25 protein-coding genes are annotated in these 24,743 nt (G+C 45.0%); 15 read left to right on the forward strand and 10 right to left on the reverse strand.

The window, feature by feature from the left end:
• Window positions 1-280: 280 nt before the first annotated feature.
• A complete protein-coding gene (locus VHA02S_RS12140) occupies window positions 281-1,000 on the reverse strand; it encodes a GntR family transcriptional regulator (RefSeq protein WP_009702404.1) in 720 nt (239 codons plus the stop codon).
• Window positions 1,001-1,313: 313 nt separating this feature from the next.
• Between VHA02S_RS12140 and mngA the strand changes: the two genes are divergently transcribed.
• The 3 genes from mngA (at window position 1,314) to manA (ending at window position 7,618) form a co-directional block, all read left to right on the forward strand.
• Complete coding sequence (gene mngA / locus VHA02S_RS12145) at window positions 1,314-3,248, forward strand: PTS 2-O-a-mannosyl-D-glycerate transporter subunit IIABC (RefSeq protein WP_038899200.1); 1,935 nt, start codon at window positions 1,314-1,316, stop codon at window positions 3,246-3,248.
• A 421-nt stretch (window positions 3,249-3,669) separates the two neighbouring features.
• Window positions 3,670-6,309, forward strand: a complete 2,640-nt coding sequence (mngB, locus tag VHA02S_RS12150; RefSeq protein ID WP_017818621.1) for a mannosylglycerate hydrolase — start codon at window positions 3,670-3,672, stop codon at window positions 6,307-6,309.
• A gap of 115 nt (window positions 6,310-6,424) precedes the next feature.
• Window positions 6,425-7,618 carry a mannose-6-phosphate isomerase, class I gene (gene manA / locus VHA02S_RS12155; protein WP_038899182.1) on the forward strand — a complete coding sequence of 398 codons (1,194 nt, stop codon included), beginning with the start codon at window positions 6,425-6,427 and terminating at the stop codon, window positions 7,616-7,618.
• Between the two features lie 246 nt (window positions 7,619-7,864).
• On the opposite strand, the gene VHA02S_RS12160 is transcribed toward manA, so the two are convergent.
• A complete protein-coding gene (locus VHA02S_RS12160; RefSeq protein ID WP_038899181.1) occupies window positions 7,865-9,637 on the reverse strand; it encodes an SgrR family transcriptional regulator in 1,773 nt (590 codons plus the stop codon).
• A 227-nt stretch (window positions 9,638-9,864) separates the two neighbouring features.
• Between VHA02S_RS12160 and VHA02S_RS26170 the strand changes: the two genes are divergently transcribed.
• Window positions 9,865-10,005, forward strand: a complete 141-nt coding sequence (locus tag VHA02S_RS26170) for a hypothetical protein (protein WP_009696400.1) — start codon at window positions 9,865-9,867, stop codon at window positions 10,003-10,005.
• A 237-nt stretch (window positions 10,006-10,242) separates the two neighbouring features.
• Window positions 10,243-10,782: a redoxin domain-containing protein gene (locus tag VHA02S_RS12165; RefSeq protein ID WP_009701413.1), complete on the forward strand. Its 540-nt coding sequence runs from the start codon at window positions 10,243-10,245 to the stop codon at window positions 10,780-10,782.
• Window positions 10,783-10,887: 105 nt separating this feature from the next.
• Here VHA02S_RS12165 and VHA02S_RS12170 read toward each other — a convergent pair whose 3' ends face one another.
• Both VHA02S_RS12170 and VHA02S_RS12175 read right to left on the reverse strand, forming a co-directional pair.
• Complete coding sequence (locus VHA02S_RS12170; RefSeq protein ID WP_017190783.1) at window positions 10,888-11,256, reverse strand: winged helix-turn-helix transcriptional regulator; 369 nt, start codon at window positions 11,254-11,256, stop codon at window positions 10,888-10,890.
• A gap of 154 nt (window positions 11,257-11,410) precedes the next feature.
• Window positions 11,411-11,995 (reverse strand): NAD(P)H-dependent oxidoreductase, encoded by a 585-nt coding sequence (locus VHA02S_RS12175; RefSeq protein ID WP_038899180.1) that lies wholly within the window; start codon window positions 11,993-11,995, stop codon window positions 11,411-11,413.
• Between the two features lie 269 nt (window positions 11,996-12,264).
• On the opposite strand from VHA02S_RS12175, the gene VHA02S_RS12180 reads away from it, so the two are divergent.
• The 3 genes from VHA02S_RS12180 to VHA02S_RS12190 all read left to right on the forward strand — a co-directional run bounded on the left by VHA02S_RS12180 (window position 12,265) and on the right by VHA02S_RS12190 (window position 14,111).
• On the forward strand, window positions 12,265-12,606 hold the full coding sequence (locus tag VHA02S_RS12180) for an ArsR/SmtB family transcription factor (protein WP_005452482.1): 342 nt from the start codon (window positions 12,265-12,267) through the stop codon (window positions 12,604-12,606).
• An 85-nt stretch (window positions 12,607-12,691) separates the two neighbouring features.
• Window positions 12,692-13,747, forward strand: a complete 1,056-nt coding sequence (gene arsB, locus VHA02S_RS12185; protein WP_017818618.1) for an ACR3 family arsenite efflux transporter — start codon at window positions 12,692-12,694, stop codon at window positions 13,745-13,747.
• Window positions 13,748-13,898: 151 nt separating this feature from the next.
• Window positions 13,899-14,111: a hypothetical protein gene (locus tag VHA02S_RS12190; RefSeq protein ID WP_005452486.1), complete on the forward strand. Its 213-nt coding sequence runs from the start codon at window positions 13,899-13,901 to the stop codon at window positions 14,109-14,111.
• Window positions 14,112-14,131: 20 nt separating this feature from the next.
• On the opposite strand, the gene VHA02S_RS12195 is transcribed toward VHA02S_RS12190, so the two are convergent.
• Window positions 14,132-14,914, reverse strand: a complete 783-nt coding sequence (locus VHA02S_RS12195; protein ID WP_017190784.1) for a helix-turn-helix transcriptional regulator — start codon at window positions 14,912-14,914, stop codon at window positions 14,132-14,134.
• A gap of 31 nt (window positions 14,915-14,945) precedes the next feature.
• On the reverse strand, window positions 14,946-15,479 hold the full coding sequence (locus tag VHA02S_RS12200) for a YbhB/YbcL family Raf kinase inhibitor-like protein (RefSeq protein WP_005452491.1): 534 nt from the start codon (window positions 15,477-15,479) through the stop codon (window positions 14,946-14,948).
• Window positions 15,480-15,671: 192 nt separating this feature from the next.
• On the opposite strand from VHA02S_RS12200, the gene VHA02S_RS12205 reads away from it, so the two are divergent.
• The 3 genes from VHA02S_RS12205 to VHA02S_RS12215 all read left to right on the forward strand — a co-directional run bounded on the left by VHA02S_RS12205 (window position 15,672) and on the right by VHA02S_RS12215 (window position 19,233).
• The gene (locus VHA02S_RS12205; RefSeq protein ID WP_038899179.1) at window positions 15,672-16,463 is read left to right on the forward strand and encodes a PhzF family phenazine biosynthesis protein; all 792 of its coding nucleotides are present in this window, start codon (window positions 15,672-15,674) and stop codon (window positions 16,461-16,463) included.
• Window positions 16,464-16,660: 197 nt separating this feature from the next.
• On the forward strand, window positions 16,661-17,278 hold the full coding sequence (locus VHA02S_RS12210) for an NAD(P)H-dependent oxidoreductase (protein WP_038899178.1): 618 nt from the start codon (window positions 16,661-16,663) through the stop codon (window positions 17,276-17,278).
• Window positions 17,275-19,233, forward strand: a complete 1,959-nt coding sequence (locus VHA02S_RS12215) for a monovalent cation:proton antiporter-2 (CPA2) family protein (protein WP_005452494.1) — start codon at window positions 17,275-17,277, stop codon at window positions 19,231-19,233. Before VHA02S_RS12210 ends, VHA02S_RS12215 begins: the two co-directional genes overlap by 4 nt.
• A 51-nt stretch (window positions 19,234-19,284) precedes the next feature.
• Here VHA02S_RS12215 and VHA02S_RS12220 read toward each other — a convergent pair whose 3' ends face one another.
• A complete protein-coding gene (locus VHA02S_RS12220; protein WP_005452495.1) occupies window positions 19,285-19,578 on the reverse strand; it encodes a hypothetical protein in 294 nt (97 codons plus the stop codon).
• A gap of 152 nt (window positions 19,579-19,730) precedes the next feature.
• Window positions 19,731-20,597, reverse strand: coding sequence for a LysR family transcriptional regulator (locus VHA02S_RS12225; RefSeq protein ID WP_038899177.1), 867 nt, complete (start codon window positions 20,595-20,597; stop codon window positions 19,731-19,733).
• Window positions 20,598-20,714: 117 nt separating this feature from the next.
• On the opposite strand from VHA02S_RS12225, the gene VHA02S_RS12230 reads away from it, so the two are divergent.
• Complete coding sequence (locus tag VHA02S_RS12230; RefSeq protein WP_038899176.1) at window positions 20,715-21,086, forward strand: YybH family protein; 372 nt, start codon at window positions 20,715-20,717, stop codon at window positions 21,084-21,086.
• A 149-nt stretch (window positions 21,087-21,235) separates the two neighbouring features.
• Entirely contained in the window at window positions 21,236-21,472 is a 237-nt protein-coding gene (locus VHA02S_RS12235) for a hypothetical protein (protein WP_005452502.1), read from the forward strand.
• A 183-nt stretch (window positions 21,473-21,655) separates the two neighbouring features.
• Here the strand turns inward: VHA02S_RS12235 and VHA02S_RS12240 are convergent, their stop codons facing one another.
• Complete coding sequence (locus VHA02S_RS12240) at window positions 21,656-22,750, reverse strand: permease (RefSeq protein ID WP_038899175.1); 1,095 nt, start codon at window positions 22,748-22,750, stop codon at window positions 21,656-21,658.
• A 251-nt stretch (window positions 22,751-23,001) separates the two neighbouring features.
• Here VHA02S_RS12240 and VHA02S_RS12245 point away from each other — a divergent pair, with 251 nt between their 5' ends.
• Both VHA02S_RS12245 and sigZ read left to right on the forward strand, forming a co-directional pair.
• Window positions 23,002-23,295, forward strand: a complete 294-nt coding sequence (locus VHA02S_RS12245) for an ArsR/SmtB family transcription factor (protein WP_005433559.1) — start codon at window positions 23,002-23,004, stop codon at window positions 23,293-23,295.
• Window positions 23,282-23,842, forward strand: a complete 561-nt coding sequence (sigZ, locus tag VHA02S_RS12250) for an RNA polymerase sigma factor SigZ (RefSeq protein WP_009703482.1) — start codon at window positions 23,282-23,284, stop codon at window positions 23,840-23,842. Before VHA02S_RS12245 ends, sigZ begins: the two co-directional genes overlap by 14 nt.
• A 7-nt stretch (window positions 23,843-23,849) precedes the next feature.
• On the opposite strand, the gene VHA02S_RS12255 is transcribed toward sigZ, so the two are convergent.
• The gene (locus VHA02S_RS12255; protein ID WP_038899174.1) at window positions 23,850-24,743 is read right to left on the reverse strand and encodes a LysR family transcriptional regulator; all 894 of its coding nucleotides are present in this window, start codon (window positions 24,741-24,743) and stop codon (window positions 23,850-23,852) included.

Below are 24,743 nucleotides of genomic sequence, written 5' to 3' on the forward strand. Positions count from 1 at the left end.
ACCCACGCACCAATCCAAACATTTCTAAAATTTACCAATAATATAACTTGATCACATTACGACTCTTGACTCACTATTTATCGTGATTAAATTCAAACTTCATTTTCCACTGATTCGGTGCCAACACGTTTCGAACAGGGACAATCATCACACTTGTTTGCGAAAAGAAATCGAAACGTTGCTTAGTTTCAGCAAATAATGAATAGCAAGTAGATAGTGAATAGCAGATACAGAAAACCCGCCGAGTGGCGGGTTTGAGAAGAAGTGAGTTGTATCGCACTTACGACTTATGACGTTTCGCCACCAGCGTAAACTTATAGTCGGTCGATTTAAAATAGTTGCGGCTGTATTCAAACACCACATCACCTTGTAAGAAACCACGTGTGCGCTTCTCAATGATCGGTTGTGCTGGGTCGATGTCTAACAAGTCTGCAATGTCTTGCGGCGGCAATACCGGGATGATTTCTTGTTCGCTGCGATCAATCACCATGCCCTTCTCTTTCTCGATAAAGTGATACTTAGAGCCTTGCATCACTTGGTAGGTGAGATCAGGGAACATCTCTGTTGGTAGCCAGGTTTCTTCTACTGTAATTGGGTTGTTATCAAGATAACGAACACGCTTCACGTAAAAGATTTTGTCGTCCTCATTAATGTTCAGAGCTTCAGCCATAGTTAATGAAGCTTTGGTGATCTCGAACGCAACCACGTCACTGTGCGTCACCGCATTTAAATGCGCCCACTTTTCTGCAAAGCTGGTCTGCTGGTAAATATCGTAGTTAACCTTGTTCTCTTTCACATAGGTACCGCTACCCTGCACGCTTTCCAGTTCACCATTTTCAATCAGCAATTTTAACGCTTGGCGAACCGTGACTCGGCTACAAGAGAATTCCTCGCGTAACTGGGCTTCGGTAGGAAGAGCGGTTCCTACTTCGTATTCGCCATCGCTGATCTTTTCACGAATCGCATCTGCAATCTGGCGATACATTGGCAGTCTTGCCATGTTTACCTCTATAAAAACAATACAAATGATCGTTCAAGTGAGCTTGTTTGAGACAACTCAAGAACCGAACGCACCAGAGTGAACTATCATTGCAAGAAAGACTTGGTTTATAGACTCTATAATACGAATTCAGGTCAACATGACAAGCACTTGTTCGCATATCGGCATACAAAAACAAGCCAAAACAATACAACAATAATACATATTTTAATTCAACTGCGATCCTGATCACGGATCATTTGTATTTAAAAGGTATTATTCACATCATTGTTGAATGCACAACAATGTCGAATGTGACAATGGGACAAAAGTTATGAAATTAACCTCTCTTACAAACCCATCGCTGATAAACCTACAAACGACGTTTGAAAGTCGTGACGCAGCGATTCGTGCACTTGCCGACCAGCTAAACCAGGAAGGCAAACTGCATAACAAGGAAGAATACCTACAAGCAGTGTTTGCTCGCGAAGAGCAAGGTCCGACGGCGCTAGGCGAAGGCTTAGCAGTACCGCACGGTAAGACAGATGCAGTAAAAGAGGCGGCGTTTGCCGTAGCCACACTAAAACAAGACTTAAAGTGGCAAGGTCTGGATGAAGACGAAGACGTAAACCTGATCTTCCTAATCGCAATTCCAAATGCAGAAGCAGGTTCAACACACATGCACTTGTTGACCGAACTGACCACAACGCTAGTGGATGACGATGTTCGTGAAGCGGTACTCAATGCTACAAATGTAGAACAAATTTTCGCTTTGCTTGATGGTCAAGCAGAGCAAGAAGAAAAACAAGACCAATTAGATACAAATGCACCAACCATCGTTTGTGTGACCGCTTGCCCAGCGGGTATTGCGCACACCTACATGGCAGCAGAATACCTAGAGAAGACAGGTAAGAAGCTGGGTTACAACGTGCATGTTGAAAAGCAAGGCGCAAACGGCATTGAAGATCGTCTGACTGCTGAACAGCTCAACAGTGCAACAGCGGTCGTTTTCGCGGCTGAAGTGGCAATCAAAGAGTTAGAGCGTTTTGATGGTATTCCTCGTGTAGAAGTGCCAGTTGCTGAGCCAATCAAACACTCTGAGCGCATTCTTAACGAAGCGGTTGAAGCAGGTAAAGCAGGTCGAAGCGCTGGTGCTGCAGTTGCGACCAACGACAAACCGAAGAAGCTACCACTTAAAACTGAACTAAAACAAGCACTGCTATCAGGTATCTCTTACGCCGTTCCTCTTATCGTTGCTGGCGGTACCGTACTTGCTGTTGCCGTGCTATTAGCTCAAATGTTCAACCTACAAGATTTGTATGCAGAAGAAGGATCTTGGCTGTGGATGTACCGCAAGCTAGGTGGTGGTCTACTGGGTACATTGATGGTTCCTGTACTGGCGGCATACACCGCTTACTCACTGGCAGATAAACCAGCACTTGGTCCAGGTTTTGCCGCAGGTATCGCTGCGAACCTTATCGGCTCAGGCTTCCTTGGCGGTGTTGTCGGTGGTTTGATTGCTGGTTACGTCATGCGCTGGGTAAAAGAAAACGTACGTCTGAACCCAGCGTTCAACGGCTTCCTTACCTTCTACCTATACCCGGTTATCGGTACTTTGGTTGCTGGTTCATTGATGCTGTTCGTTATCGGTAAACCTGTTGCTTGGCTAAACCAAGGTTTGACGGACTGGCTAAACGGCATGTCTGGCACCAACGCCCTACTTCTAGGCGCAGTAATTGGTTTATTCGTATCGTTCGACCTTGGTGGTCCAGTCAACAAAGCCGCTTACGCATTCTGTTTGGGTGCAATGGCGAACGGCGTTTACGGCCCATACGCTATCTTCGGTTCGGTGAAAATGGTCTCTGCGTTCACAGTAACGGCTTCAACCATGCTTGCACCTCGTCTGTTCAAAGACTTCGAAATCGAGACGGGTAAATCGACTTGGTTGCTTGGTCTAGCGGGCATCACTGAAGGTGCAATTCCGATGGCTATCGAAGACCCAATCCGCGTTATTGGCTCGTTCCTACTTGGCTCTGTCGTAACAGGCGCAATGGTGGGTGCTGCTGGCGTAGGTCTATCGACTCCGGGGGCTGGTATCTTCTCAATCTTCCTACTACACGATGCAGGTCTGGGCGCATTCACTGCTGCGGCAATCTGGTTTGGCGCTGCGCTGATTGGTGCCACTATCTCGACCATCACTCTCATCATGTGGCGAGCACACGCAGTAAAAAAGGGCAAATTTGTCACTGAGGCTGCTGCTCAACATTAATTCGAATTATTTATACCCAAGTAACTTCAAGCTGCTTGGTTCAGCGAGAATGACTTGGTTTGTAGACGCGGCGGCGATTTGAAGGTCTAGTGGGTCTAAATCAAAAATCGGCAACAAAGTATACATGCCAAGGCAACTCGCCCTTTGGGAGCGTGTCATTGACCCGATTTCTGCTTCAAACAATTTGGAAATAGAGAGCTATTACACTGCATTGTTTTCCTTGAACTCGAATCAATGACAACGCTCTGAATCCTGCAGTTTGAAATCACTTGGGTATATAGATTCGCTCAACACAAACTTTGGGCGTGGGATTTCTGCGCCCTAAATATTCGTCGGCAAGCATAAACGCCGTAAAAACGAATAGAAAACAATCAAATTTAAAACAAATTAACGGCAATTATTGCCTAAGACGGTAAAAGTTATGACTACATCTCGCGTTCATATTACTCCTCACATGCACTGGGATCGTGAATGGTACTTCACTACAGAAGAGTCTCGCATTCTGCTAGTGAACAACATGGAAGAAATCATGACTCGTCTGGAAAACGATCCAGACTACAAATACTACGTTCTAGACGGTCAAACCGCAGTTCTGGAAGATTACTTCGCAATCAAGCCAGAAAATAAAGAGCGCGTACGTGAGCTAGTACAAGCTGGCAAACTGATTGTTGGCCCTTGGTACTCTCAAACGGATACGATGCAAGTATCTGGCGAATCTATCGTACGTAACATGCTTTACGGATTGCGTGACTGTCTAGCGCTAGGTGAGCCAATGAAGATTGGTTACCTGCCAGATTCATTCTCTATGAGCTCTCAGCTACCAGCTATCTACAACGGTTTTGGCATCAATCGCGCGATGTTCTGGCGTGGTTGTTCAGAGCGTCACGGTACAGATAAAACCGAATTCTTGTGGCAATCAAACGATGGCAGCGAAGTCTCTGCGCAAGTACTGCCACTGGGCTACGCGATTGGTAAATACCTACCGCAAGACGAAGAAGGTCTGCGCGCACGTCTAGATAAGTACTTCCCAGTGCTAGAAAAACCGTCGGTAACCAAAGACATCCTGCTACCAAACGGTCATGACCAAATGCCTATCCAAAAAGACATCTTCGAGGTGATGGATAAGCTACGTGAAATCTACCCAGACAAAGAATTCAAAATGAGCCGCTTTGAAGAAGTGTTCGAGCGTATTGAGGCCGAGCGCGATCAGCTTGATACCATCAAAGGCGAGTTCAACGACGGTAAATACATGCGTGTTCACCGTACTATTTCTTCAACGCGTATGGATATCAAACTGATCCACGCAGAAGTAGAAAACAAGATCGTCAACATTCTTGAGCCATTAGCGTCTATCGCATGGACACTAGGTTTTGAATACCACCACGGTCTAATCGAGAAGATGTGGAAAGAGAGCATGAAGAACCACGCTCACGACTCGATTGGCTGCTGCTGTTCAGACAAAGTACACGCAGAGATCTTGAACCGTTACATCCTTGCGGACGACATGGCGACCAACCTGATCAACTTCTACAAACGTAAGATTGTTGACCACATGCCTGCACGCGAAGGTTGCGACAAGCTAGCACTATTCAACCTATCGCCATACGCTCGTGAAGAAGTGGTAAACACCACCATCACTATTCGTGCAGAACAGTTCAACCTGTTTGATGAAAACGGCACGCCAGTTGAGTACTTCATCCAAGATCAACGCGTAATCGACCCAGGTAAGATTGACCGTCAAATCGTTCACTACGGTAACTACGACCCGTTCATCGAATACGATATTCAAATCAAGCACACTGTGCCAGCGATGGGCTTCACTACCCTACACATTCAAGCGAATGAGAAAGGCACAAAAAAAGTGGCGGAGCAGAAAGAGTTCCTGCTGGAGAACGAATTCTACCGCATCAACGTCAACGCAAACGGCACTCTGAACATTTTCGACAAAGAGACAGAGCACCTTTTCGAACAAGCGCTGCGCATTGAAGACGGCTCTGACGATGGCGACGAATACGACTACTCACCTTCGCGTAAAGAGTGGCTACTGTACTCAGACGAATTCGACGCGGAAGTGAATGTGAAGCACGAAGGTTTCCAATCTGTGGCAACCATCAAACTGCGCATGAACTTGCCTGAGGATCTACAACAACGTGAAGAGCGCACAGGTCAAAACGGTTACCTAGACGTGAACTGCCAAGTGGTTCTAAAACAAGGTACACGCCGTATTGAAGTTCGCATGGAGCTGGATAACCAAGCTGACGACCACCGCGTTCGCGTATTGGTGCCAACGCCGTTTGTGTCTGAGACCGTAGTAGCGGACAACCAGTTCGGTTTGATCACTCGCCCAACGAACGATCCAGAAATGGCGAACTGGGAAGCAGACGGCTGGAAAGAAGCACCAGTGCCAGTTTACCAGCTAATGAACTTTGCTGCGGTTGAGAACGCACAAGGTGGTATGGCGCTGATGAGCAACGGTCTGCGTGAGTTTGAAGTAATTTCAAGCCAAGGCAATGAAGAGCGTGACACATTCGCCCTAACCCTTCTGCGTGGTATCGGCGTATTGGGTAAAGAAGAGTTGTTGCTTCGTCCGGGTCGTCCATCTGGTATCAAGATCCCGACGCCAGATTCACAAGTACGCGGCAAGATCGTTTGTGAGTTCGCACTATTCGGTTTCGCGGGCAACCACATCGAAGCAAACATAATGGCGGCAGCGCGTGACAACGTGACTCCAATCCAATGCTACAACAAGATCCCTTACAACGCGATGAAGCTGAACGTAGGCGAGCAAAACCTACCGCTAACGCACAGCTTGCTAAACAAATCGCTTGAAGGCGCGGTACTGAGCGTACTGAAGAAGGCGGAAGACGAGGATGCACTCATCCTGCGCGTCTACAACCCATCAGAGAGCGAAGTGATTAACGACACAGTGACGTTTGCTTCAGAAGTAACGTCATGGAAAGAAACACAGCTAGACGAGAAAGTGCTACCAAATGAGGTAGACGCAGCATCGTTCGGCACGCTGAAACCGTGTCAGGTTAAGTCTTTCCAAGTGAAGTTCTAATCCGGTTATCAGGATAAGGTCATCAACTAGATAACCCGTCCAAACCGACTCAGGCTTGCTCTAATTGTGGAGCAAGCCTCTCCTCTTCTTTCGTTCCAATCAAGAGAATATCGCCATGCAACATGCTCTATTCAAACTGGACAATGTGATTCAAAACTACGCTTGGGGTAGCCACACGTCGATTCATGATTTATTCGGCATCGACAATCCAGCGAACGAGCCACAAGCAGAAATCTGGATGGGAGCTCATCCAAACGGCTGTTCAAAGCTTGCTGACACCAAACAACTGCTGTCAGAAGTCATCAACCAAAACAAAACGCAATCGCTGGGTGATTACACCGCTGCACGTTTTGGTGAACTGCCATTCCTATTTAAAGTGCTTGCCGCTGAAACGCCGCTGTCTATCCAAGTACACCCTAGTAAGCACAAAGCAGAAATGGGCTTTGCTCGTGAAAACGAACAAGGTATCCCGCTTAATGCTGCAAACCGTAACTACAAAGATCCAAACCATAAACCGGAGTTGGTTTACGCGCTGACATTTTACAAAGCGATGAACGGCTTCCGTCCAATTGAGCAGATCTTATCTCTGTTTGAGCAAGCGAACATCTCTGCTCTAGAGACAGAAATCAACGCACTGAAAGCCACACCAAACAGTGAAGGCCTTAAAGTGTTCTTCTCAGCAATTATGTCGTTAGAGAGCGAGCGCAAACAACAGGCTTTGAATGAGCTTTACGCGAGCCTAGAGCGCCCTGCGAAAACCGCCATGGCACGAGAAGCCTATGGCTATATTCAAGACTTCCGTCAGCATTACGCGGACGATATTGGTCTGTTTTCGCCATTGATGTTGAACACGATTGAACTGGCTCCGGGCGAAGCGATGTTCCTCCATGCAGAAACACCACACGCCTACGTTCAAGGGACAGGTTTGGAGATCATGGCGAACTCAGACAACGTGCTGCGCGCTGGCTTAACACCGAAGTACATCGACGTTCCTGAGCTTATCGACAACACCATCTTCAACGCGATTGACCCAGAACAAATCAAGCTCGCGCCCGTACATAAACAAGGCAAGCTTAGTTACCCAATTCCGGTGGATGATTTCGGTTTTGAAGTGATGGCAGTTGAAGGTACTGCAACGACTCAATTCGTGCGTAGCGCAGAGATTTTGTTTTGTATTGAAGGGGAAATCTCGGTTTCTAGCCAAGACGATCACATCACTTTGAAAGCGGGTGAATCGGTATTCGTCTGCAGCAACTCAGTGAAATACGTTTGCCAAGGTCAGGGTACCTTAGCTCGCGCCTTTAACTGATTGGCAAAATGAACTGACAGCTTATTGGATAGCAGCTTTCTGTTATCCAGTAAGCACGCTCCTAACCTAGGTTTGCGCTGATTTTGTCAGTGGTCAGCAATAACCACCTTGTCACGCTCCACTTCGATGACGCTTTTCGAAGACGAGCAGACCGTTACCGTTAATATTCATGGTCCACTCCATCACCAAGACTTTTGACCATACCCACCAGTGTCGAGCGAAGCACATTGGTGGGATTTTTTTACTTTAATCTGCCGACCACACCGAGCGAATATCCGGCCAGCCCCAGTTGGTTAGGGCAACGTCTTCTAGAACACCTTGAAAGCGTAAAGTTTGCGTATGATGGAACATAGGCGCTATCCAATACTCACTGACCAATGTTGAGGCGATCGGCTCTAACGCTTTGAGATAATCCTCTAACGCCGTATAGCCACGTACATTCTCTAGTTGCTCATTCAACCATTCGGCATTCTCTTCTCCCAAGGTGTGATGTAATACGACGTTGCTGAAAAAGTTAGTAAACGCCGAAGCGTGGCGATTGTCATCCAAGTTGATATTGGTGATCACTAACGTCTCATCAAGGGTACCATTTCGAGCTTTTTCACTTAACTCTCGGTAGGTGTACATGACGATATCAACCTTACTTCCCGTTCCCTCTAAACGACTCGCGATTGCACGCGCGCATCGACGCAATGCCGTATAGTTATAGCCGGCAATGGTGATGTTTTTTGGTAGTTTGCTCTCTTCACCAAACGGACGTAATACAGGCTTCCAGTTCGGTAGCAAGTTGTAAGCAGGCACGCTTCCAAACACAATATTTTCTTTGCGCATGACCTCCGTAAGTCGCTCCGGTTGGATTAACTCGGCAATATAGCGACGTTGACTCTGAGAAAGCGGATGCCTAGCATGCTGATTAAACAGAGCGAACAAACATCCATCCTCTGTGCGACTATGTTGGCTTGCAGGTGCAGACTCTGCATCTTGGGTCGACATATAATGCCCACACATGCTCTCAGAAAGCTCATCTCTGACTTTTTCCACCTGCTTTTGAGGGGGATTTGCGGCTAAGGATGGGTTTTCCATCTTCTCGTCATTGACGATCCAGATCGTCACCATATCAGTCAGTACTCGACATGCGTAATAACCATCGAACGCCTGCAGCTTTAACCGATGAGCACTGTGCTCAATCACAGAGAACGGACCACTACCAACGACCAAGTTGTTGTTGGCAACGTTGACTTGGCTAACGGGTTGAATGCCATATTTCACACCAGAGATTAGCCCTGCAAACCCCAAGTCTGGCTTACTAAGGGTAAAGACCACTTTTAGAGGATTTGGCGCAGTAATGTTTGCCACATGGGCAAGTTCTTTTTCATACAGTTCGAGTGAACTGAGTTTGGCAAAAAGACTAACGACTGTATCGGCATTTATCGGTGTGCCATTGTGGAATGTTAGCCCCGGACGAAGATAAAACGTCCACTCATAGCTTTTCTCATCATATCGCCAATGGTGTGCCAGCTCTGGCTTCACCACACCGTAGTAGTCACTCGATACCAAGCAGCAATAAATTTGGCGCAAGAAAAAGCGTTCACTGCTGCGGTGCAATTGGTGCGGGACAATACGTTCAAACATGCGTTTATAAGTGAGCTGAATATTGAGTCGACCTTCTTGAACGGATGCACCTGATGTGGTCTTGAGTAGTCGACCAAATGCCGCCTCGTCTTCATCAAGGATCGCTAGCGCTTTTTCATATTTCCCTCGTTTGATCCGCTCCAATGCGAGACCTTCCTTTAGTGCGCTCAGCTCAATATTTAACAGAAGCGTCGAACGTTGATTTCGCCCTGCTTTTGGTTGCCAACTCAACCATTCTTGCTCCTGCATTTGAGACAGCAAGCTGCGTGCATGGCGAGGAGAAGTAAACAGCAAGTCAGCAACTTCCTGCAATGTGGTTTTGACTTCACCACCAATGCCAAGTGGAGTAAGCCGTTGGTAATAACGAAACAAGTTGAGATCAGACACCGAGCGCCCTCAATAAGTGGGTATAAGTTTATTTTACTCAACTTCATCCGTAGAAAATAAGAAAACTTCCCATCACTTTGTTCCTCTTTTTGCTCCCCTGATAATAAAAATTGGTGATTTAGCGCACTTCCCGCACCTAATTAGGAATAAACACCAGAAATCTACTCTCTTTTTCAGCTCCTCTTTTCTTTGCATACTGAATCCATCAGCAACAAGGAGGAAATGTCATGCGATGTAGAAGCACAACTCAATCGACTGAAACGTTGCCTACCATGGCAGCTTATTTCCAAAAGCGCGTAGCGCAATCAGAAAACAAACTTGAAGTTTTAGCTCTGACTTACATGATCGAATTGTTTAATTGGTCATAACGGAAAGAACAACACCAAGCAGAACTTAGCTCCTGATACCACACCCCCACTTCGTTGTATCTTTAAGTTCTGCTTTTTCTTTTCCCATCTTTTATTCTTGCCATTTCCGACTAGGTTACTAAAAGTTAACTAGTTGAAATGCTTCGAAACAGGGTCTACATTGAAGCTTAAATCTCCAACCCAATAGCTGCTATTGAGAAAGGAGGTTCATGGATAATGACCGATTCAGGAGTCAATATGGCAACTTCAGTAAAACTTAAAGCGGGCGACAATTTCCCTTCTCTTCAAGCAACTTTGCTAGATGGTTCAAGCGTGACATTAGGTCAGCCGCAAGGTGATGCGACTTGGCAAGCTGTATTCGTTTATCGTGGTAAGCACTGTCCTCTGTGTACCAAATACCTCAACGAGTTAGAGGGATACAAACAAGCTTTCGCGGAAGCGGGCGTTGATATTCTTGCAGTTTCAGGCGATTCAAAAGAGCAGCTAGAAGGACACCTAGAGAAACTCGAAATCAGCTTCCCTATTGCTTACGGACTCACCGAAGAGCAAATGAAAACGTTGGGTCTGTACATTTCCATACCGCGTTCAGAACAAGAGACCGACCACAATTTCGCAGAACCCGGTTTGTTTGTGGTGAATGAACATGGCAACTTGCATGTCGTCGATATCTCAAACAACCCGTTTGTTCGACCAGAACTTGGGGCGTTATCACGTGGTTTAGCTTGGATCCGTAATCCAGATAATAACTACCCTATCCGAGGTACGTTAGATTACTAAACACCTCTCGCTAGACAACAATCAGACATAAAAAATGCCAGCAATACGCTGGCATTTTTATTGGCTTAAACGGTGAATTCGTAGTGCTAAACCACTATTCGGCTATTACTTTCGTAACTCAATTTGGTGTGTTTCAGACCAAATTCGCAAATCATCAAGGATCTTAAGTGCCGTACGCCCAAATTCGGTCAGCTCGTAACTGACTGCTATTGGGCGGTCACTGATAACTTGGCGTACTACCATGCCTTCGGCTTCCAACTCTTTTAAACGTTGGTCAATCATCTTCTTACTGGCGCCGCCAAGCATTCGTGCTAAATCATTGAAACGAACTGGACCATCTTTCAAGTGATAAATCAGAGAACCTTTCCATTTGCCACCAATTAAGCGCATCCCTTTTTCAATAGCACACGGCTCTGAGCACACATTCGCCACAGACTTGCGACCTTTGTTATCCACACTGATTCTACTTTCCACGATTCACCTCAAGATACGCACCTAATCTAGGTAACGAAAAGTACGTTAGTTACATTTCGTGCTTTAGAGTAATAAAAACATTCCCTCGCCGCAAACAAATAAAAATGGACCGCATACAGCAGTCCACCTTAATTCATCGATTACTCTAGGATAATTAGAAGTTTTCGTTTATATGCGCTTCGAAACGAGCAAAATCATTTTCAGTGTCGCCATTCTTCATTACGTCATAGCAAGCAAAAGTCGGTAGTGCACCCATACCAAAGAAGCGGAAGTTAGCGTGCATATGAAGCATTAAATCGTCCACACTTTTACCTTGGAATAAGTATTCGTTCTCATCATCAAACGATTCTTTTGGTGCATTGAATGTCAGTGACAGCATGTATTTGCTGTTTGTTTGAGTACCACCCGTACCGTAGTTTTTCTTTGGGTCCTCTGCACTACGTCCATCGAAAGCACATAGCGCGCCCCCCATGCCAGCAGTAAACACGTCATCCATGTATTTTTTGAATGACCAAGGCACAGACATCCAGTTTATTGGGCTTTGGATGATCACTCGATCAGCCCATTCAAAGTGCGCGAGTTGCTCCTCTACGTTGATTTCATCTTGCATTGTCACAACGCGAACCTCATGGTCTTTTGCTTGTAGAAGCGTCTGTGCTTTGTCGACAAGAGAAGCGTTTAGACGACCTTCAGAGTATGGAGATGGCTCGTGTGCATTGATGATCAGTACATTGCTCATGGGATTACCTTTAAATAAGTTCACAAGATGACGCGATAACCGTGGTGCGCCTCATGTGGTTTATTATGGTAACCTAGAGCCACAATGCAATTAGTTAACTTTTAGTAACCTACTAAGATTTTTCATATAACTCTGTTTTTGAAGGAAATATTTCTTAAACTTTTTCTTTATCGTGATTTCCCGATTAAATTTCCATTGAATTGTTGCATCTTACATAGAGCAGGCGTACACTTTATCGCAATTCGACGATTAACTATTAAGGCTTGTCAATGAGTGATAAATGCAACACAACTTGCGGCGTAGCTTTTGAGACCACACAGCAGCAACTTGAGAAGGAACAAGCGTTAGCGGCTCAAGCTAAGGCGCTGTCACATCCCGCTCGTTTGCGCATCCTTCATATTCTGCATACGCTTGATACCATGGGCGGTTGCCTAAACAGTGATTTGGTCTCTGAGCTTGGTCTTGCACAATCTACCGTTTCAGAGCATTTACGCATTCTTAAGCAGGCTGGCTTTATCAGTGCAGAGCCAAACCCTCCTAAGGTTTGCTACCGCATTCAGCGCGACGCGTTTGATCAATTCAATCTAGATTTTTCCAAACTATTTAACTAATTGTCTTTGTGTGCTGGTACGGCGCACAAAGATAAACTATACCTTTAACTATCGCCTTTCGACGATGAACGAATAAGAGAACACTATGACTACTCAAGTTTTAAATAGTGCCAGCGACAAAATGAGCTTCTTGGACCGTTACCTAACGGTTTGGATTTTTGTGGCAATGGCAATCGGTGTAGGTATTGGCGCTGCATTCCCTCAAATTGCAGAGTGGAACGAGTCAATGTCTGTTGGCAGTACAAACGTACCGTTAGCGATTGGTTTGATTTTGATGATGTACCCACCACTCGCAAAAGTGAACTACAACCTACTAGGCACGGTGACTAAAGACAAAAAAGCCATCACGCTGTCCTTGGTCATGAACTGGATTGTCGGCCCTATTTTGATGTTCATCCTTGCATTGACTTTCCTAGGTGATCATCCGGGGTACATGGTCGGCATTATTCTTATCGGTCTTGCTCGCTGTATCGCGATGGTATTGGTGTGGAACGACATTGGCGGTGGTAACAAAGAATACGGTGCAGCTTTGGTTGCGTTGAACAGTGCATTCCAAATCGTGACTTACAGTGTGATGGCATGGCTATTCATTACTGTCTTGCCACCTGTCTTTGGTTACGAAGGTTTCGTGGTTGATATCTCAATGATGGACATCGCTGAAAGCGTGCTAATTTACCTTGGTATTCCATTTTTAGCAGGCTTCCTAAGCCGTAAATGGCTGGTCGCAGCAAAAGGTGAACAATGGTACAACGAGGTATTTATTCCGCGCATTTCACCAATTACTTTGATTGCCCTTCTGGCGACGATCGTGCTGATGTTCAGCTTGAAAGGCGAAATGATTCTAGAACTGCCAATGGACGTATTCCGAGTGGCCATTCCGCTCGCAATCTACTTCGTATTGATGTTCTTCGTGAGTTTCTTCGTTGGTAAGAAAATGGGTATCGATTACGACAAGAACGCATCAATTGCCTTCACCGCAACGGGTAACAACTTCGAACTTGCTATTGCAGTTTCCATTGCAGTATTCGGTCTGAACTCAGATCAAGCGTTTGCAGGTGTAATTGGTCCGCTTATCGAGGTACCCGTATTGATTGCTCTGGTGAACGTTGCGCTTAAAATGAAGCAGAAATACTATAAATAACAACTCGTAATCATCGCTCAAAAACGCCTTTCATAAATGTGAAAGGCGTTTTTTGTTTGTGTTAATAGGCATAACGCGCTCAACAAATTCTAATATGCTAACTTGAGGGTTAAACAATGTTCTAAATTGAAGATTCAAAAGGAGTTTGGGTATGAATTTAGAATATAAAAAACTGAAGTGGCATGCTGTTCTCAAGCTTTCCCAAGAAACGATTAAATACTTGAATGAAGAAAACAGCAGCAAGCTGAATGACACCGATAAAGTCAGGGCGAACGTTCACGCAGCACAGTTACTTCAGCAACTCTTAACAGAACTCGCTACAACCGATTTAACCCCGCTCCCACCGCAACAAGGGTTCAAGTGACCTGAATGTTGTCGTCGGATTTAGTTCACAACAACCGTTTTGATGTAATCGCTTGGAGTAAGTCCAAACTTCCCTTTGAAGCGTTGGCTAAAGCGTCCTTCGGATTGGTAACCACACAATTGTGCCAACATGGCAACGTTGTAGTGACCGTTTTGCATTAAATACAGAGCATGATTTAAGCGTACTTCTGCGAGAACTTCTCGGTATTGCGTTCCCTCTTGCTTGAGCTTTCTGATCATGGTTGCTCGGCTCATTGCAAAGCGCTCAGCGACCCCTTCTAGTGAGTGCTCTTCACCAGGTGAATGTGATAAGTAACGGCTTAATTTTTGACTGAATGTGGTATTAGCGCTGGCAAACAAGTGGTGCAAAACACCTCGTTCCGCGAGTTGTTGATACAACCCCATCACCCAGAAGGTCTGGGTTTCTTGACTCATCGACTGCTGGTCAAATGAAAACAGGGCGTTTAACGTATCTTCCAATGCTTTATCCGCCAACAGTGTCGGTTGTTCGCCTTCTCCACCAATGCTCATACTAAGTTCAAGCATGGTCTCTGTTGGCAAACAGTGGAAACTGAACATACGCGAAAGGAACTTTCCTTTCTGTGGCAAGTTCTCAAAGCTCAGCGATGCAGAGGCTTCACACAACAGTAATTCAGAATGAGAGAGATCCAGTGCCGACTCTTTCCAAAATAAACGCTTACTGCCCGTGATGATCTGCACAATACTAGGGGAATGAATCCTCACATTACGCAGTTTTTGTAACTGCTCTGCACGAAACAACGTGACTTGATATTGGTGGCTCATCGATTCCCCTCGCCCTAATTTCTGCTGCACTTTAGCGGGTGTAAGTCGCCGTCAGCTTAGCTTTGTCTAACGCCATGCTATTCAGTGTGAAACCAACCACAGCTGCTGGTGTATTTTCATCTAAATTCAGTTTATCTGTTGGCAGTGCCCAAACCGTAAATTGGTAACGGTGCATGCCGTCAGCTTCTGGAGGACATGCGCCACCGAAACCAACCGTTCCATAATCGATGCGAGATTCTTTACCACCCAATTTAGCAATATTAACATCACGAGGTAACTCACTTACTGACGCCGGGATATTGAATGCAATCCAATGCCAAAAGCCACTACCTGTTGGAGCATCTGGGTCGTACGCCGTGATAGCAAAGCTCTTTGTACCAGCCGGTGCATCTTTCCACATCAATTGTGGTGAATGGTTTCCACCATCACATCCCCAACTGTTGTATTCAAAAGTCTTCGCCATTGGGTGACCTTCTTGAATATCTTTACTCGACAGCTCAAACGCTTGAGCCGAACCAATGGTAAGCAAACTGAGTGCCAATACAGATTTAGTCATTGCTTTCATGATAATGTTCCTATTTCTTAAGTTCGGAATTAGTGTATTCCCGAATAGAGATAGCAACCTTTCAATAAGTATCACACTAAATCAGTTTAAGCCATTTTTTGACACTTTAAGTTAAATAGCCACTTAAATGCTTCTCGACACCGAGTACAGACTGATCTGGTTAGCTCATTACCAATGAACAAGGAAGAACGGATGGAATTAGATATTTATATCGTCGACGCATTTACTGACACTCAGTTTAAAGGTAACTCTGCTGCAGTCGTCCCATTAAAAGAATGGTTAACCCCAGACCTCATGCAGAGCATTGCTACTGAAAATAACCTGTCTGAAACTGCTTTTCTCAAGTCTGTCGGTGAAAACCAATATGAGATTCGCTGGTTCTCGCCAATGACAGAAATCGATTTCTGCGGTCACGCCACTCTCGCCGCTTCACTGGTGTTGTTTGAGAAATTAGGCGTACAGGAAAAAATCGAGTTTCATACGTTAGAAGTGGGAACACTCAGCGTAGAAAAAAACGCATTGGGTAAGATCGAAATGACCTTCCCTTTACGAATCCCTCAACCTATTTCCGATATTCCACAAGCACTGATTGAAGGCTTAAGCTGCAAAGTAGAGCGCGTGTTATTGAGCCCACAAGCGTACTTTGTAGTGCTCGAAAACCAAGACGAAATACTCGAGGTTCAATATCAATCCGAACAGCTTAAAACACTTGCTCCTTATGATGTTGTCGTCACAGCAAAAGGAGAAGAGCATGATTTCGTTTCACGCTACTTTTGGCCAGCTAACGGCGGTGATGAAGATCCAGTAACTGGATCAATTCATGCCGGCTTGGCACCTTTGTGGGCAGAAGAACTAGGAAAAACCTCTCTCGTAGCGTATCAAGCTTCCACACGCGGAGGCATTCTTCATTGTGAGGTTAAAGCAGAGCAGGTAAAAGTCTCGGGCGATGGTGTGCTTTGCATGCAGGGAAAAATCTTCGTGTAATCGCTCTACTGCATATAGAAAAAGTATCACTTTCGCGAATTAAGATTATCTTCATTTCGTTGAAAGTGATTTTAAACTTTTCGATGTTCTATCCCTAAAGTAGATAGGATAAGGTTTATGAGTTACAGTTTGTTACAGCAATTAAAAGTCTTTCATTCTTATAGCAAAAATAGTTTAGACGCTTAGCAAGGATCCTCATGATAAATAAAAAAGTCCTCATTCTCTTTGCGCATCCTTCCCAGCATCGCTCTGAAGTGAATGCTCCTCTTTTTAAAGCAGCTAATACCGTTGAAGGCGTGACCTGTGTCGATCTCTACGCAGAATACCCGCACTTCAATATCAACATTGACCGCGAACAGCAGCGATTGCGTGACCACGATGTGGTGATCTTTCAATTCCCATTGTACTGGTACTCCACACCAGCCATTTTAAAAGAGTGGCAAGATCTCGTGTTGGAATATGGCTTTGCTTATGGCTCTGAAGGCACAGAGCTTCATGGCAAAACCCTACTTTGCGTGTTATCTGCTGGCGGTAAAGAGGAAGCGTACAAAGCTGAAGGTTATAACCATTTCACCATTCGAGAGCTGCTTGCTCCAATCGAGCAAATGTCAGCACTCACGGGGATGAATTACATCGCACCACTCGCGCTATTTGGTTCTCGTACTGCACAAGAAGAAAACCGAGTCGATCAGCATGTTGAACGCTACAAAACACTGCTCAATGCGTTAGTTAGCGACACGCTAGACATTGAAGCCGCCGCTTCGCTTATCAAGCTTAACAGCGCACTACCACAACTAATTAAGGAAGCGTCATGACAGGGATATTCTTACAAGCCTTTGTTTACCTTATTGCCGCCGTCATAGCCGTTCCTTTAGCAAAACGTTTAGGCTTAGGCTCGGTGCTTGGGTATCTCATCGCCGGTGTGGTTATTGGTCCAATCATTGGTTTAGTTGGTGAAGAAACAACGACAATTCAACACTTTGCTGAATTTGGCGTAGTGATGATGCTGTTCCTCGTTGGTTTGGAGCTTGAACCCAAAATGCTCTGGGCGATGCGTAATCGCTTAATGGGCTTAGGTGGACTCCAAGTTGGTGGTACAGCAGCACTGATCATGGCGATTGCGCTTTACTTTGGTCAGCCATGGACGATTGCATTAGCGATCGGTCTGATTTTTGCGCTTTCATCCACGGCGATTGTTTTGCAAACCTTTAGCGAAAAAGGGTTAACCAAAACCGAAGGGGGTCAAAACGCATTCTCGGTACTGCTTTTCCAAGATATTGCCGTTATTCCAATGTTGGCGTTCATTCCACTATTGGCACTCCCTGAACTTGTGGAGCAGGCACAGTCTGCAGCGCAATCTGCGGCGGAGCATCACGAAGAGCTCAGCTTAGTTGCTGGACTTCCTGGCTGGGCGTACGGCATGGTCATTACGGCTTCCATCGCTATCGTAGTCGTTGGTGGGCATTTCTTAAGTCGTCCACTGTTCCGCTACGTAGCAAGCTCGGGATTACGTGAAATCTTTACTGCTACAGCATTGATGCTAGTGATCGGTATCGCTGCGTTAATGAGCTTAGTCGGTCTCTCCCCTGCTCTAGGTACTTTCCTAGCAGGCGTAGTATTGGCGAACAGTGAATTCCGCCACGAGTTAGAATCAAACATTGAGCCATTCAAAGGGCTCTTGCTTGGTCTGTTTTTCATTACCGTCGGTGCTGGCATCGACTTCTCTGTGCTGTTCAGCGACTTTGGTTTGATCATCGGCTTGACGCTTGGCGTAATGGTCCTGAAAGCGGCGATTCTCTTTATCCTTGCTTTTATCTTCCGTATCAAAGGGAGCAACCGTTGGTTATTTACCTTGAGCTTGGCGCAAGCGGGTGAATTTGGCTTCGTATTGCTGAGCTTCTCAGTTCAAAACCACGTCATTCCGTTCGAACTTTCGCAAACACTGGCATTAGTCGTTGCGATCTCTATGTTCCTAACACCCGGCTTATTTATCTTATTCGACAAGGTTATTCTTCCTCGCTTCGAGAGTGAATCGAATGAGCGTGAAAGTGACACCATTGAAGAACAAGGCACAGTCATCATTGCGGGCATCGGTCGTTTTGGTCAGATCATCAATCGCTTGTTGGTTTCTAACGGCGTTCAAACGGTCGTATTAGACCACCAAGCAAGCCAAGTAGATAACATGCGCCAAATCGGCACACGCGCTTACTTTGGTGATGCTATGCGCCCAGATATGTTGCACACGGCAGGCATTGAGCACGCAGCAGCACTTGTGGTTGCCATAGATAACCAAGAAGCGAGTGTTGAATTGGTCAAATACGTTAAGCACACCTATCCGAAAGTGAAAGTGATCGCGCGCGCTTTCGACCGTGGTCACGGTTATCTGCTTCGACAGGCGGGTGCTGACATCATTGAATCCGAAACATACCACTCCGCTTTAGAAATGGGCGGTCATGTGATGAAGTCTTTAGGGATTCATCCGTTCTTCGTTGAGCAACAAAAAGCGACTTACAAACGAGTAGAAGATCGTAAGTCCGACATGCTTTATGAAGCGTGGGCAGATGATTCGGAAGGCGAACGTTACGACAATAACTTCCGTCAGTTATTTATTCATCTAGAAGAAAAAATGGCTGAGGAAATGCAGAAGGATCGTCACGATAAACTTTCGCGTTCCGAACGTGGTTGGACACCACCACCAAAAGGGTACGCGGACGACTTCAACGAAGAAAATGTTCAAGAACTTCACCTTCCAAAAGAAGACGCTCAATAAACGCGAAAACCTCCCACTGGGAGGTTTTTTATTGCCCCAAAAACAACCGCGTTACATAAGATCACTCATTAAGATCTCGTACTCTTCATTCGCTTCATCCACTAAATGGGAAAGCTCTAACGCATCGGTCTTAGCAAGATTAAACTGCCATGGGACCGTATCTTCTTTACCACAAATACGAGTTTGAGCACCGCTGCTTTCAAAAGAAAGATCATCAAACTCGGTGGTATGGTGCTCTTGAAGTTCGACAATTTCGACTTCCAATTTGCCGACGGGATTGACTTCAACATGGGCGTGTAAATCTGGGCTATTCGATAAACAATACTCTCGATGAACTGCAATCATGGCTGCCTCCTTGGTCTGCCAACTGACAACTCATCAAACAGTGTAGACGAGGGATTTTGAACGTGGGGTGAAATAATGATGAAGATTGATCCCGAATAAAAATGCAGCGGATTAATGCTCCTTACATTCTCAATTTTGATGGAGTCAAACTCTTAGCTTCTGCATGTAATCACTTGCTCAATACGTTCTTCAATTGCTTGAATCGCTAATGTCACAGACATCGGCACATGAGCATGATAAGGATGTAATACGTAAATTGGATTCACTTTTGAGGCTTGTGCATTAGGTACTGGTTCAAGGAGTGGATTCGAGTCCAGAATAAAATCAGGAACAACCCCAAAGCCCAATCCCATCTCTAAAAGACTCACCACATCAAACACGCTGTTCGCTCGATGCTTCACTGGGTATTGAACTTGGTGGTCTTGTTTCTCCAAACAGAACGTATGAACAATGGGTTCGACCTGCCAATGTTGAGCGATATAAGAAGCATCTTCAATGTCAGATTGCTCCCCTCTCGCGCGGCACAATACGTCACAAAACTGCCCAACTTTCCGCTGTTTAATATTTGAATCACCAGACGCTCCAACTCGGATCGCAAGGTCAATATTCTGCTGAATGATATCGACATGTTTATCATCACTGATCAAATTTAAATGCACATCGGGATAATCGGCAAAAGCAGCCGTTAAGGCAGGTAATACGATCGAGCGCATTAATGCGTTGGGAGCCGTCACGGTGATCACTCCCACTGGGGTTTGCTTCAACTCTGCTGCTTCTAGCCACGCCTCTTCAGCTTGCTTCGTCATTTTCGCGCACTGCTGATAAAAGCGCTCACCAGAGTGTGTCAACGTTTGCTTTCTGGTCGTGCGTTTAAGTAAACACGTATCCAACTCCCCCTCAAGTTGTTTGAGTGCAGAGCTCAGTACAGATTTAGAAAGTTCTAACTTCTCTGCGGCTTTGGAGATCGACCCACACTCTACAATATGAACGAATAGAGACATCAAACGCAGCTTATTCATCACTTTTCCTCATTGTTCTATTTATCAGAACATTCCGTTCTTATTCGTTTGTTTTTCTAATTCAATTCTACCTCTATGATTGCCACATAAACAAACACCAAACACAGGAATTTCAGGATGACTCAATCAGTTTTAGAACACGCTCAAGCAGGCATTTCAGCATGGCAAATCGCTTTTAATAATCAGGACGCTGCAGGATGCGCAGCACAATACGCCGAAGATGCAATCATGGTTGCCAAACCTTTCGGTACATTTGAAGGTCGTGAAGCAATTCAAGCATTCTGGCAAAACATCATGGACCAAGGTTTTAACAGCGTGGACTACACCAACACGAAATGGGAACAAGATAGCGAACAAGGTTACATTCTGACGTCCGATTGGACGATGAACAAAGCGTTTGGTGTGGTGCATAAAGAACTATGGGAGATCCAAGCTGACGGTCTTTCTCGTCTGACCTATGACGAGTTCGAAGTACTTGGCGAACGATAAAAGTTATTGATAGTTATCGCAAATATTTATTCAGTTACATTGACAATAAAATAACCAATCAATATCATTTCAGCCGGAAAAACGTGAACGAACATCACAATAATTATAATTATCCGTCTATTAATAAACAATTGGTTGAATATTTAATCATGTCAAAACTCTTTTTTGCGTCACTTTTGATGCTTTTATCATTTCAGTCTGCGGCGTTTACGCCCAAAGAAGTGTGCTTCGATCAAGATTCGGAGTTTATTGGATGGCTTACCGACGAAGAGTGTGCCGCTTTAAATGGCAACAGTCCTGATGACTTTACTCAAAACTCGGAATATTCACATCCTACGCGAGAGCCAATCGCAGAATCAGAAGAACCCGTAGTCATTGTCTTATAGTAATTAAGCCTCGACTATGAACATTCTTCCGAAAACAAAGAGCCCATTTCGCTGTATTTAAATGGGCTCTTTTTGTTTCCTTATCCCTGACAGGCGCATCCGGTAAACATAAAAAATCCCCAAGTCTGAATGACTTGGGGATTTTTGTTTTTAAGTAATCGTGCTTATCCCGTCTAACTTTTATTAAGCAAAGATAAAGCTGTATAAGTAACCCGCGCCCATTGCCATACTTAGGATGACAAATAGGAAAGCTGCAATCATTTGGTTCTTAAAGATAGATTTCAACAAAATCACTTCTGTAAGACTTGCGCCAGCGCTACCAATGATCAATGCCATAACTGAGCCCAATGCCATACCTTTTTGTACTAACGCCGCACTTAGTGGAATCACTGCCTCTGCACGGATGTACAATGGAATACCAATGATTGCTGCTACCGGAATCGCGTACCACTTCGCTTCACCTGCGTATTCTGCAATCAGATCCGTTGGGATGAAACCATAGATGAATGAACCAATCGCAATACCCATCATTAGGTAAGGGAACACTTGTTTAAAGTCTTTCCAAGTTGAGTGCCAAATACGAACCCAACGGCTTGGTTGCTTCTCTTCGACAATCGTCGCTGTTGCAGTACCGTCTGATGAACAGCAAGATACTTCCACTTTAGGTTCAGCTTTTGGCGCATCACCACAACAAGATGTTTTCGCCACAACTGGAGCTGGTTCACCACAAGCGCTGGTACCACAGCTAGATGCTGGTTTCGCTTCTTCTTTTTTCTTGCTTGAGTCACCGCAAGAAGTACCGCATGAAGAAGAACTTACTGCTTCGTATGCTTCTGGTTTTACGTAGCGCTCAAACCCAAGTTTTTCAAGTACATAACCTGCTACTACTGATACTGTCATCGCAATAGCAAAGTAGAATACTGCCACTTTCCAACCAAAGGTCACCACAAACAAGCCAATGATCACTGGGTTAAGCAGTGGACTTGCAAATAGGAACACCATCATTGGTCCAAAACCCGCCCTTGCACGCAACAATCCTTTTAAGAAAGGAATCGTTGAACATGAACAGAAAGGCGTAATCGAGCCTAGCAACGCTGCAATAAAGTAGCCCTTACCCTTTTTAGAGCTCAGGATAGACTGAATTTTTTCTGGTGTTAGAAAGTCTTGCAACACACCCACGATATAGCTAATTGCTAGGAATAGAATGATTAGTTCGGTTGCAAGAAACGCAAACATATCAAGCGCTTCTTTGACCATTGTCATGATTTCTGGATTCATATTTTATCTCCTACTGATGTCACATCAGTAACTGTAAATTTCCTAATGAAGCTGAATTCTTCATTTCTATTTTTCTCGAATTATAGAATTAAAAATCGATGCGTCAACCACTATATTTCGATAAATATCGAAATATAAATTTAACCCTTACTAATCAATAAATTAGATATTGAAATTTTCTTGTTTGCTATTCATCTACACTTTCACTATCATCGAAATGTATTTATCGTCAGTCATTCCAAGAGGTCAGTATGGAACTCGAAGCTGTAGCAAAAGCGCTCAAAGAGCTAGGACACCCTACCCGTCTATGTATCTATAAAGAGGTGGTTAAAGCGGGCTATGAAGGTATCGCAGTTGGTGGCGTACAAGATAAACTTGGCATTCCAGCTTCTACTCTTTCTCATCACATCTCGAGCCTTGCCTCAGCTGGATTAATCAGTCAGCGTCGTGAAGGTCGTACTTTGTATTGTGTTGCTGAGTATGAATGTTTAGATACGGTTATTGGCTTCCTGCGTGACGAGTGTTGTATCAATGAAAACTGCTAACCTTGAATCGATTTGGAGCGAATACGAACACGCTATTCACGCCTTCTTGCGCTCTAAAGTCAGTAATGAAGATGATGTAGACGACCTCAAACAAGAGATCTTGCTTAAGACTTATCAGAATCTTGGGGATATTCGTGATGTATCGAGCATCAAGTCATGGCTATTCCAAATCGCTAATAACGCCATCATCGATTTCTACCGCAAACGTGCACGAAACCAGCGTGATAATGACCTCATCGCTGAAGATCTGTGGTTTGAAGAACAAGCAGCGAGTCTTAAACAAGAGTTGTCAAAGTGCATTGCACCGTTTGTGCAGGCGCTACCAGAAGAGCAATCGCAACTGCTCTCTTCTATTGAGCTTGAAGGTATGAGCCAAAAGAAGCTCGCAGAACAGCAAGGCATCAGCTACTCGACTCTCAAATCACGTGTTCAAAAAGGACGGGTAGAATTGAAAAAGCTGTTTGAGGAATGTTGTAGCTTCTCATTCGATAAACAAGGTCGCATGACAGATTGCAACCAAAACGGTTCTTCTTGCGATAAATGCTAAGCAGTTTTTAAACCTGCTTATCAAACCATTCGGTCACCAACGCCACCAGCTTTTGATGCACAGGGCTTAACGTATTGCCTCGCTTTAATAATACATAACCTGCACGACCTTCGTTCGCCATAAAGTCTATGTTTAAAGGGACAAATTCGCTCTTTTCATCATGAGCTTGCACTAAATGATGAGGAAGCAAGGCAAAGCCATCATTTTTCAATAGTCGCATCAACACATCAATGTTGCTGATTCGGGAGATATTTGGTGACATCACCTGTTGATTGCCAAGTGCACTGGTACTGAAGTTCTCTGCAATGTATTGGTGATGTGATGCGAGGTCCTGCAGAGTCACAACGGGGTTCTGCGCTATCGAGCTTTTCCGATGCGCATAGAAGGTAAACCTCGGATAGCCCAAGTTTATAAAAGACATCCCTTCAGTTGGGAACGCTTTACCACTGTTAAGTACCACCGCAAAATCCGCGTGTTTCGCCATAAGCATGTCTAGCGCTTCATCTCGGCTGCGATGTAACCAATGAATCGCCGTATTTTTGTATTGCTTGCGCAGAGCCAGGTCGATGTCTGCGATGGCATCACACGGCACCGACATGTCGTGACAAATCGTTATTTCCGGAACATCCCCTTGAGAGTAGCTATCACAAGAAAGTTCTAAAGACTGCATTTGGTAAAGGATGTGCTTGGCTTGAGTAACTAACGTCGCCCCTACTTCCGTCAAGACTGGTGTTCTTCCTTTGCGTTCAAACAAGATCACATCCCAATCAATTTCGAGATCGCTGACTTGGTGATGCAGCGTCGCCCTGTCTTTCCCGATTACCCTTGCGGCTTGGCTAAACGATCCATGCTCCGCGACAGCAACAAATGCAGTAAGTTGGTCAAAACTGGCTCTGGGCAT

Source organism: Vibrio harveyi NBRC 15634 = ATCC 14126 = KCTC 12724 (assembly GCF_001591145.1).
Classification (GTDB): domain Bacteria; phylum Pseudomonadota; class Gammaproteobacteria; order Enterobacterales; family Vibrionaceae; genus Vibrio; species Vibrio harveyi.

Coding starts and splice junctions, on each gene's coding strand:
- VHA02S_RS12235 (WP_005452502.1), top strand. CDS start 21,236: ATGTCAAAACTCTTTTTTGCGTCACTTTTGATGCTTTTATCATTTCAG.
- VHA02S_RS12245 (WP_005433559.1), top strand. CDS start 23,002: ATGGAACTCGAAGCTGTAGCAAAAGCGCTCAAAGAGCTAGGACACCCT.
- VHA02S_RS12225 (WP_038899177.1), bottom strand. CDS start 20,597: ATGAATAAGCTGCGTTTGATGTCTCTATTCGTTCATATTGTAGAGTGT.
- VHA02S_RS12195 (WP_017190784.1), bottom strand. CDS start 14,914: ATGAGCCACCAATATCAAGTCACGTTGTTTCGTGCAGAGCAGTTACAA.
- VHA02S_RS12140 (WP_009702404.1), bottom strand. CDS start 1,000: ATGGCAAGACTGCCAATGTATCGCCAGATTGCAGATGCGATTCGTGAA.
- VHA02S_RS12175 (WP_038899180.1), bottom strand. CDS start 11,995: ATGAGCAATGTACTGATCATCAATGCACACGAGCCATCTCCATACTCT.
- mngB (WP_017818621.1), top strand. CDS start 3,670: ATGACTACATCTCGCGTTCATATTACTCCTCACATGCACTGGGATCGT.
- arsB (WP_017818618.1), top strand. CDS start 12,692: ATGACTACTCAAGTTTTAAATAGTGCCAGCGACAAAATGAGCTTCTTG.
- VHA02S_RS12230 (WP_038899176.1), top strand. CDS start 20,715: ATGACTCAATCAGTTTTAGAACACGCTCAAGCAGGCATTTCAGCATGG.
- manA (WP_038899182.1), top strand. CDS start 6,425: ATGCAACATGCTCTATTCAAACTGGACAATGTGATTCAAAACTACGCT.
- mngA (WP_038899200.1), top strand. CDS start 1,314: ATGAAATTAACCTCTCTTACAAACCCATCGCTGATAAACCTACAAACG.
- VHA02S_RS12220 (WP_005452495.1), bottom strand. CDS start 19,578: ATGATTGCAGTTCATCGAGAGTATTGTTTATCGAATAGCCCAGATTTA.
- VHA02S_RS12210 (WP_038899178.1), top strand. CDS start 16,661: ATGATAAATAAAAAAGTCCTCATTCTCTTTGCGCATCCTTCCCAGCAT.
- VHA02S_RS12200 (WP_005452491.1), bottom strand. CDS start 15,479: ATGAAAGCAATGACTAAATCTGTATTGGCACTCAGTTTGCTTACCATT.
- VHA02S_RS12180 (WP_005452482.1), top strand. CDS start 12,265: ATGAGTGATAAATGCAACACAACTTGCGGCGTAGCTTTTGAGACCACA.
- VHA02S_RS12255 (WP_038899174.1), bottom strand. CDS start 24,743: ATGCCCAGAGCCAGTTTTGACCAACTTACTGCATTTGTTGCTGTCGCG.
- VHA02S_RS12205 (WP_038899179.1), top strand. CDS start 15,672: ATGGAATTAGATATTTATATCGTCGACGCATTTACTGACACTCAGTTT.
- VHA02S_RS12215 (WP_005452494.1), top strand. CDS start 17,275: ATGACAGGGATATTCTTACAAGCCTTTGTTTACCTTATTGCCGCCGTC.
- VHA02S_RS12240 (WP_038899175.1), bottom strand. CDS start 22,750: ATGAATCCAGAAATCATGACAATGGTCAAAGAAGCGCTTGATATGTTT.
- VHA02S_RS26170 (WP_009696400.1), top strand. CDS start 9,865: ATGCGATGTAGAAGCACAACTCAATCGACTGAAACGTTGCCTACCATG.
- VHA02S_RS12190 (WP_005452486.1), top strand. CDS start 13,899: ATGAATTTAGAATATAAAAAACTGAAGTGGCATGCTGTTCTCAAGCTT.
- VHA02S_RS12165 (WP_009701413.1), top strand. CDS start 10,243: ATGGCAACTTCAGTAAAACTTAAAGCGGGCGACAATTTCCCTTCTCTT.
- sigZ (WP_009703482.1), top strand. CDS start 23,282: ATGAAAACTGCTAACCTTGAATCGATTTGGAGCGAATACGAACACGCT.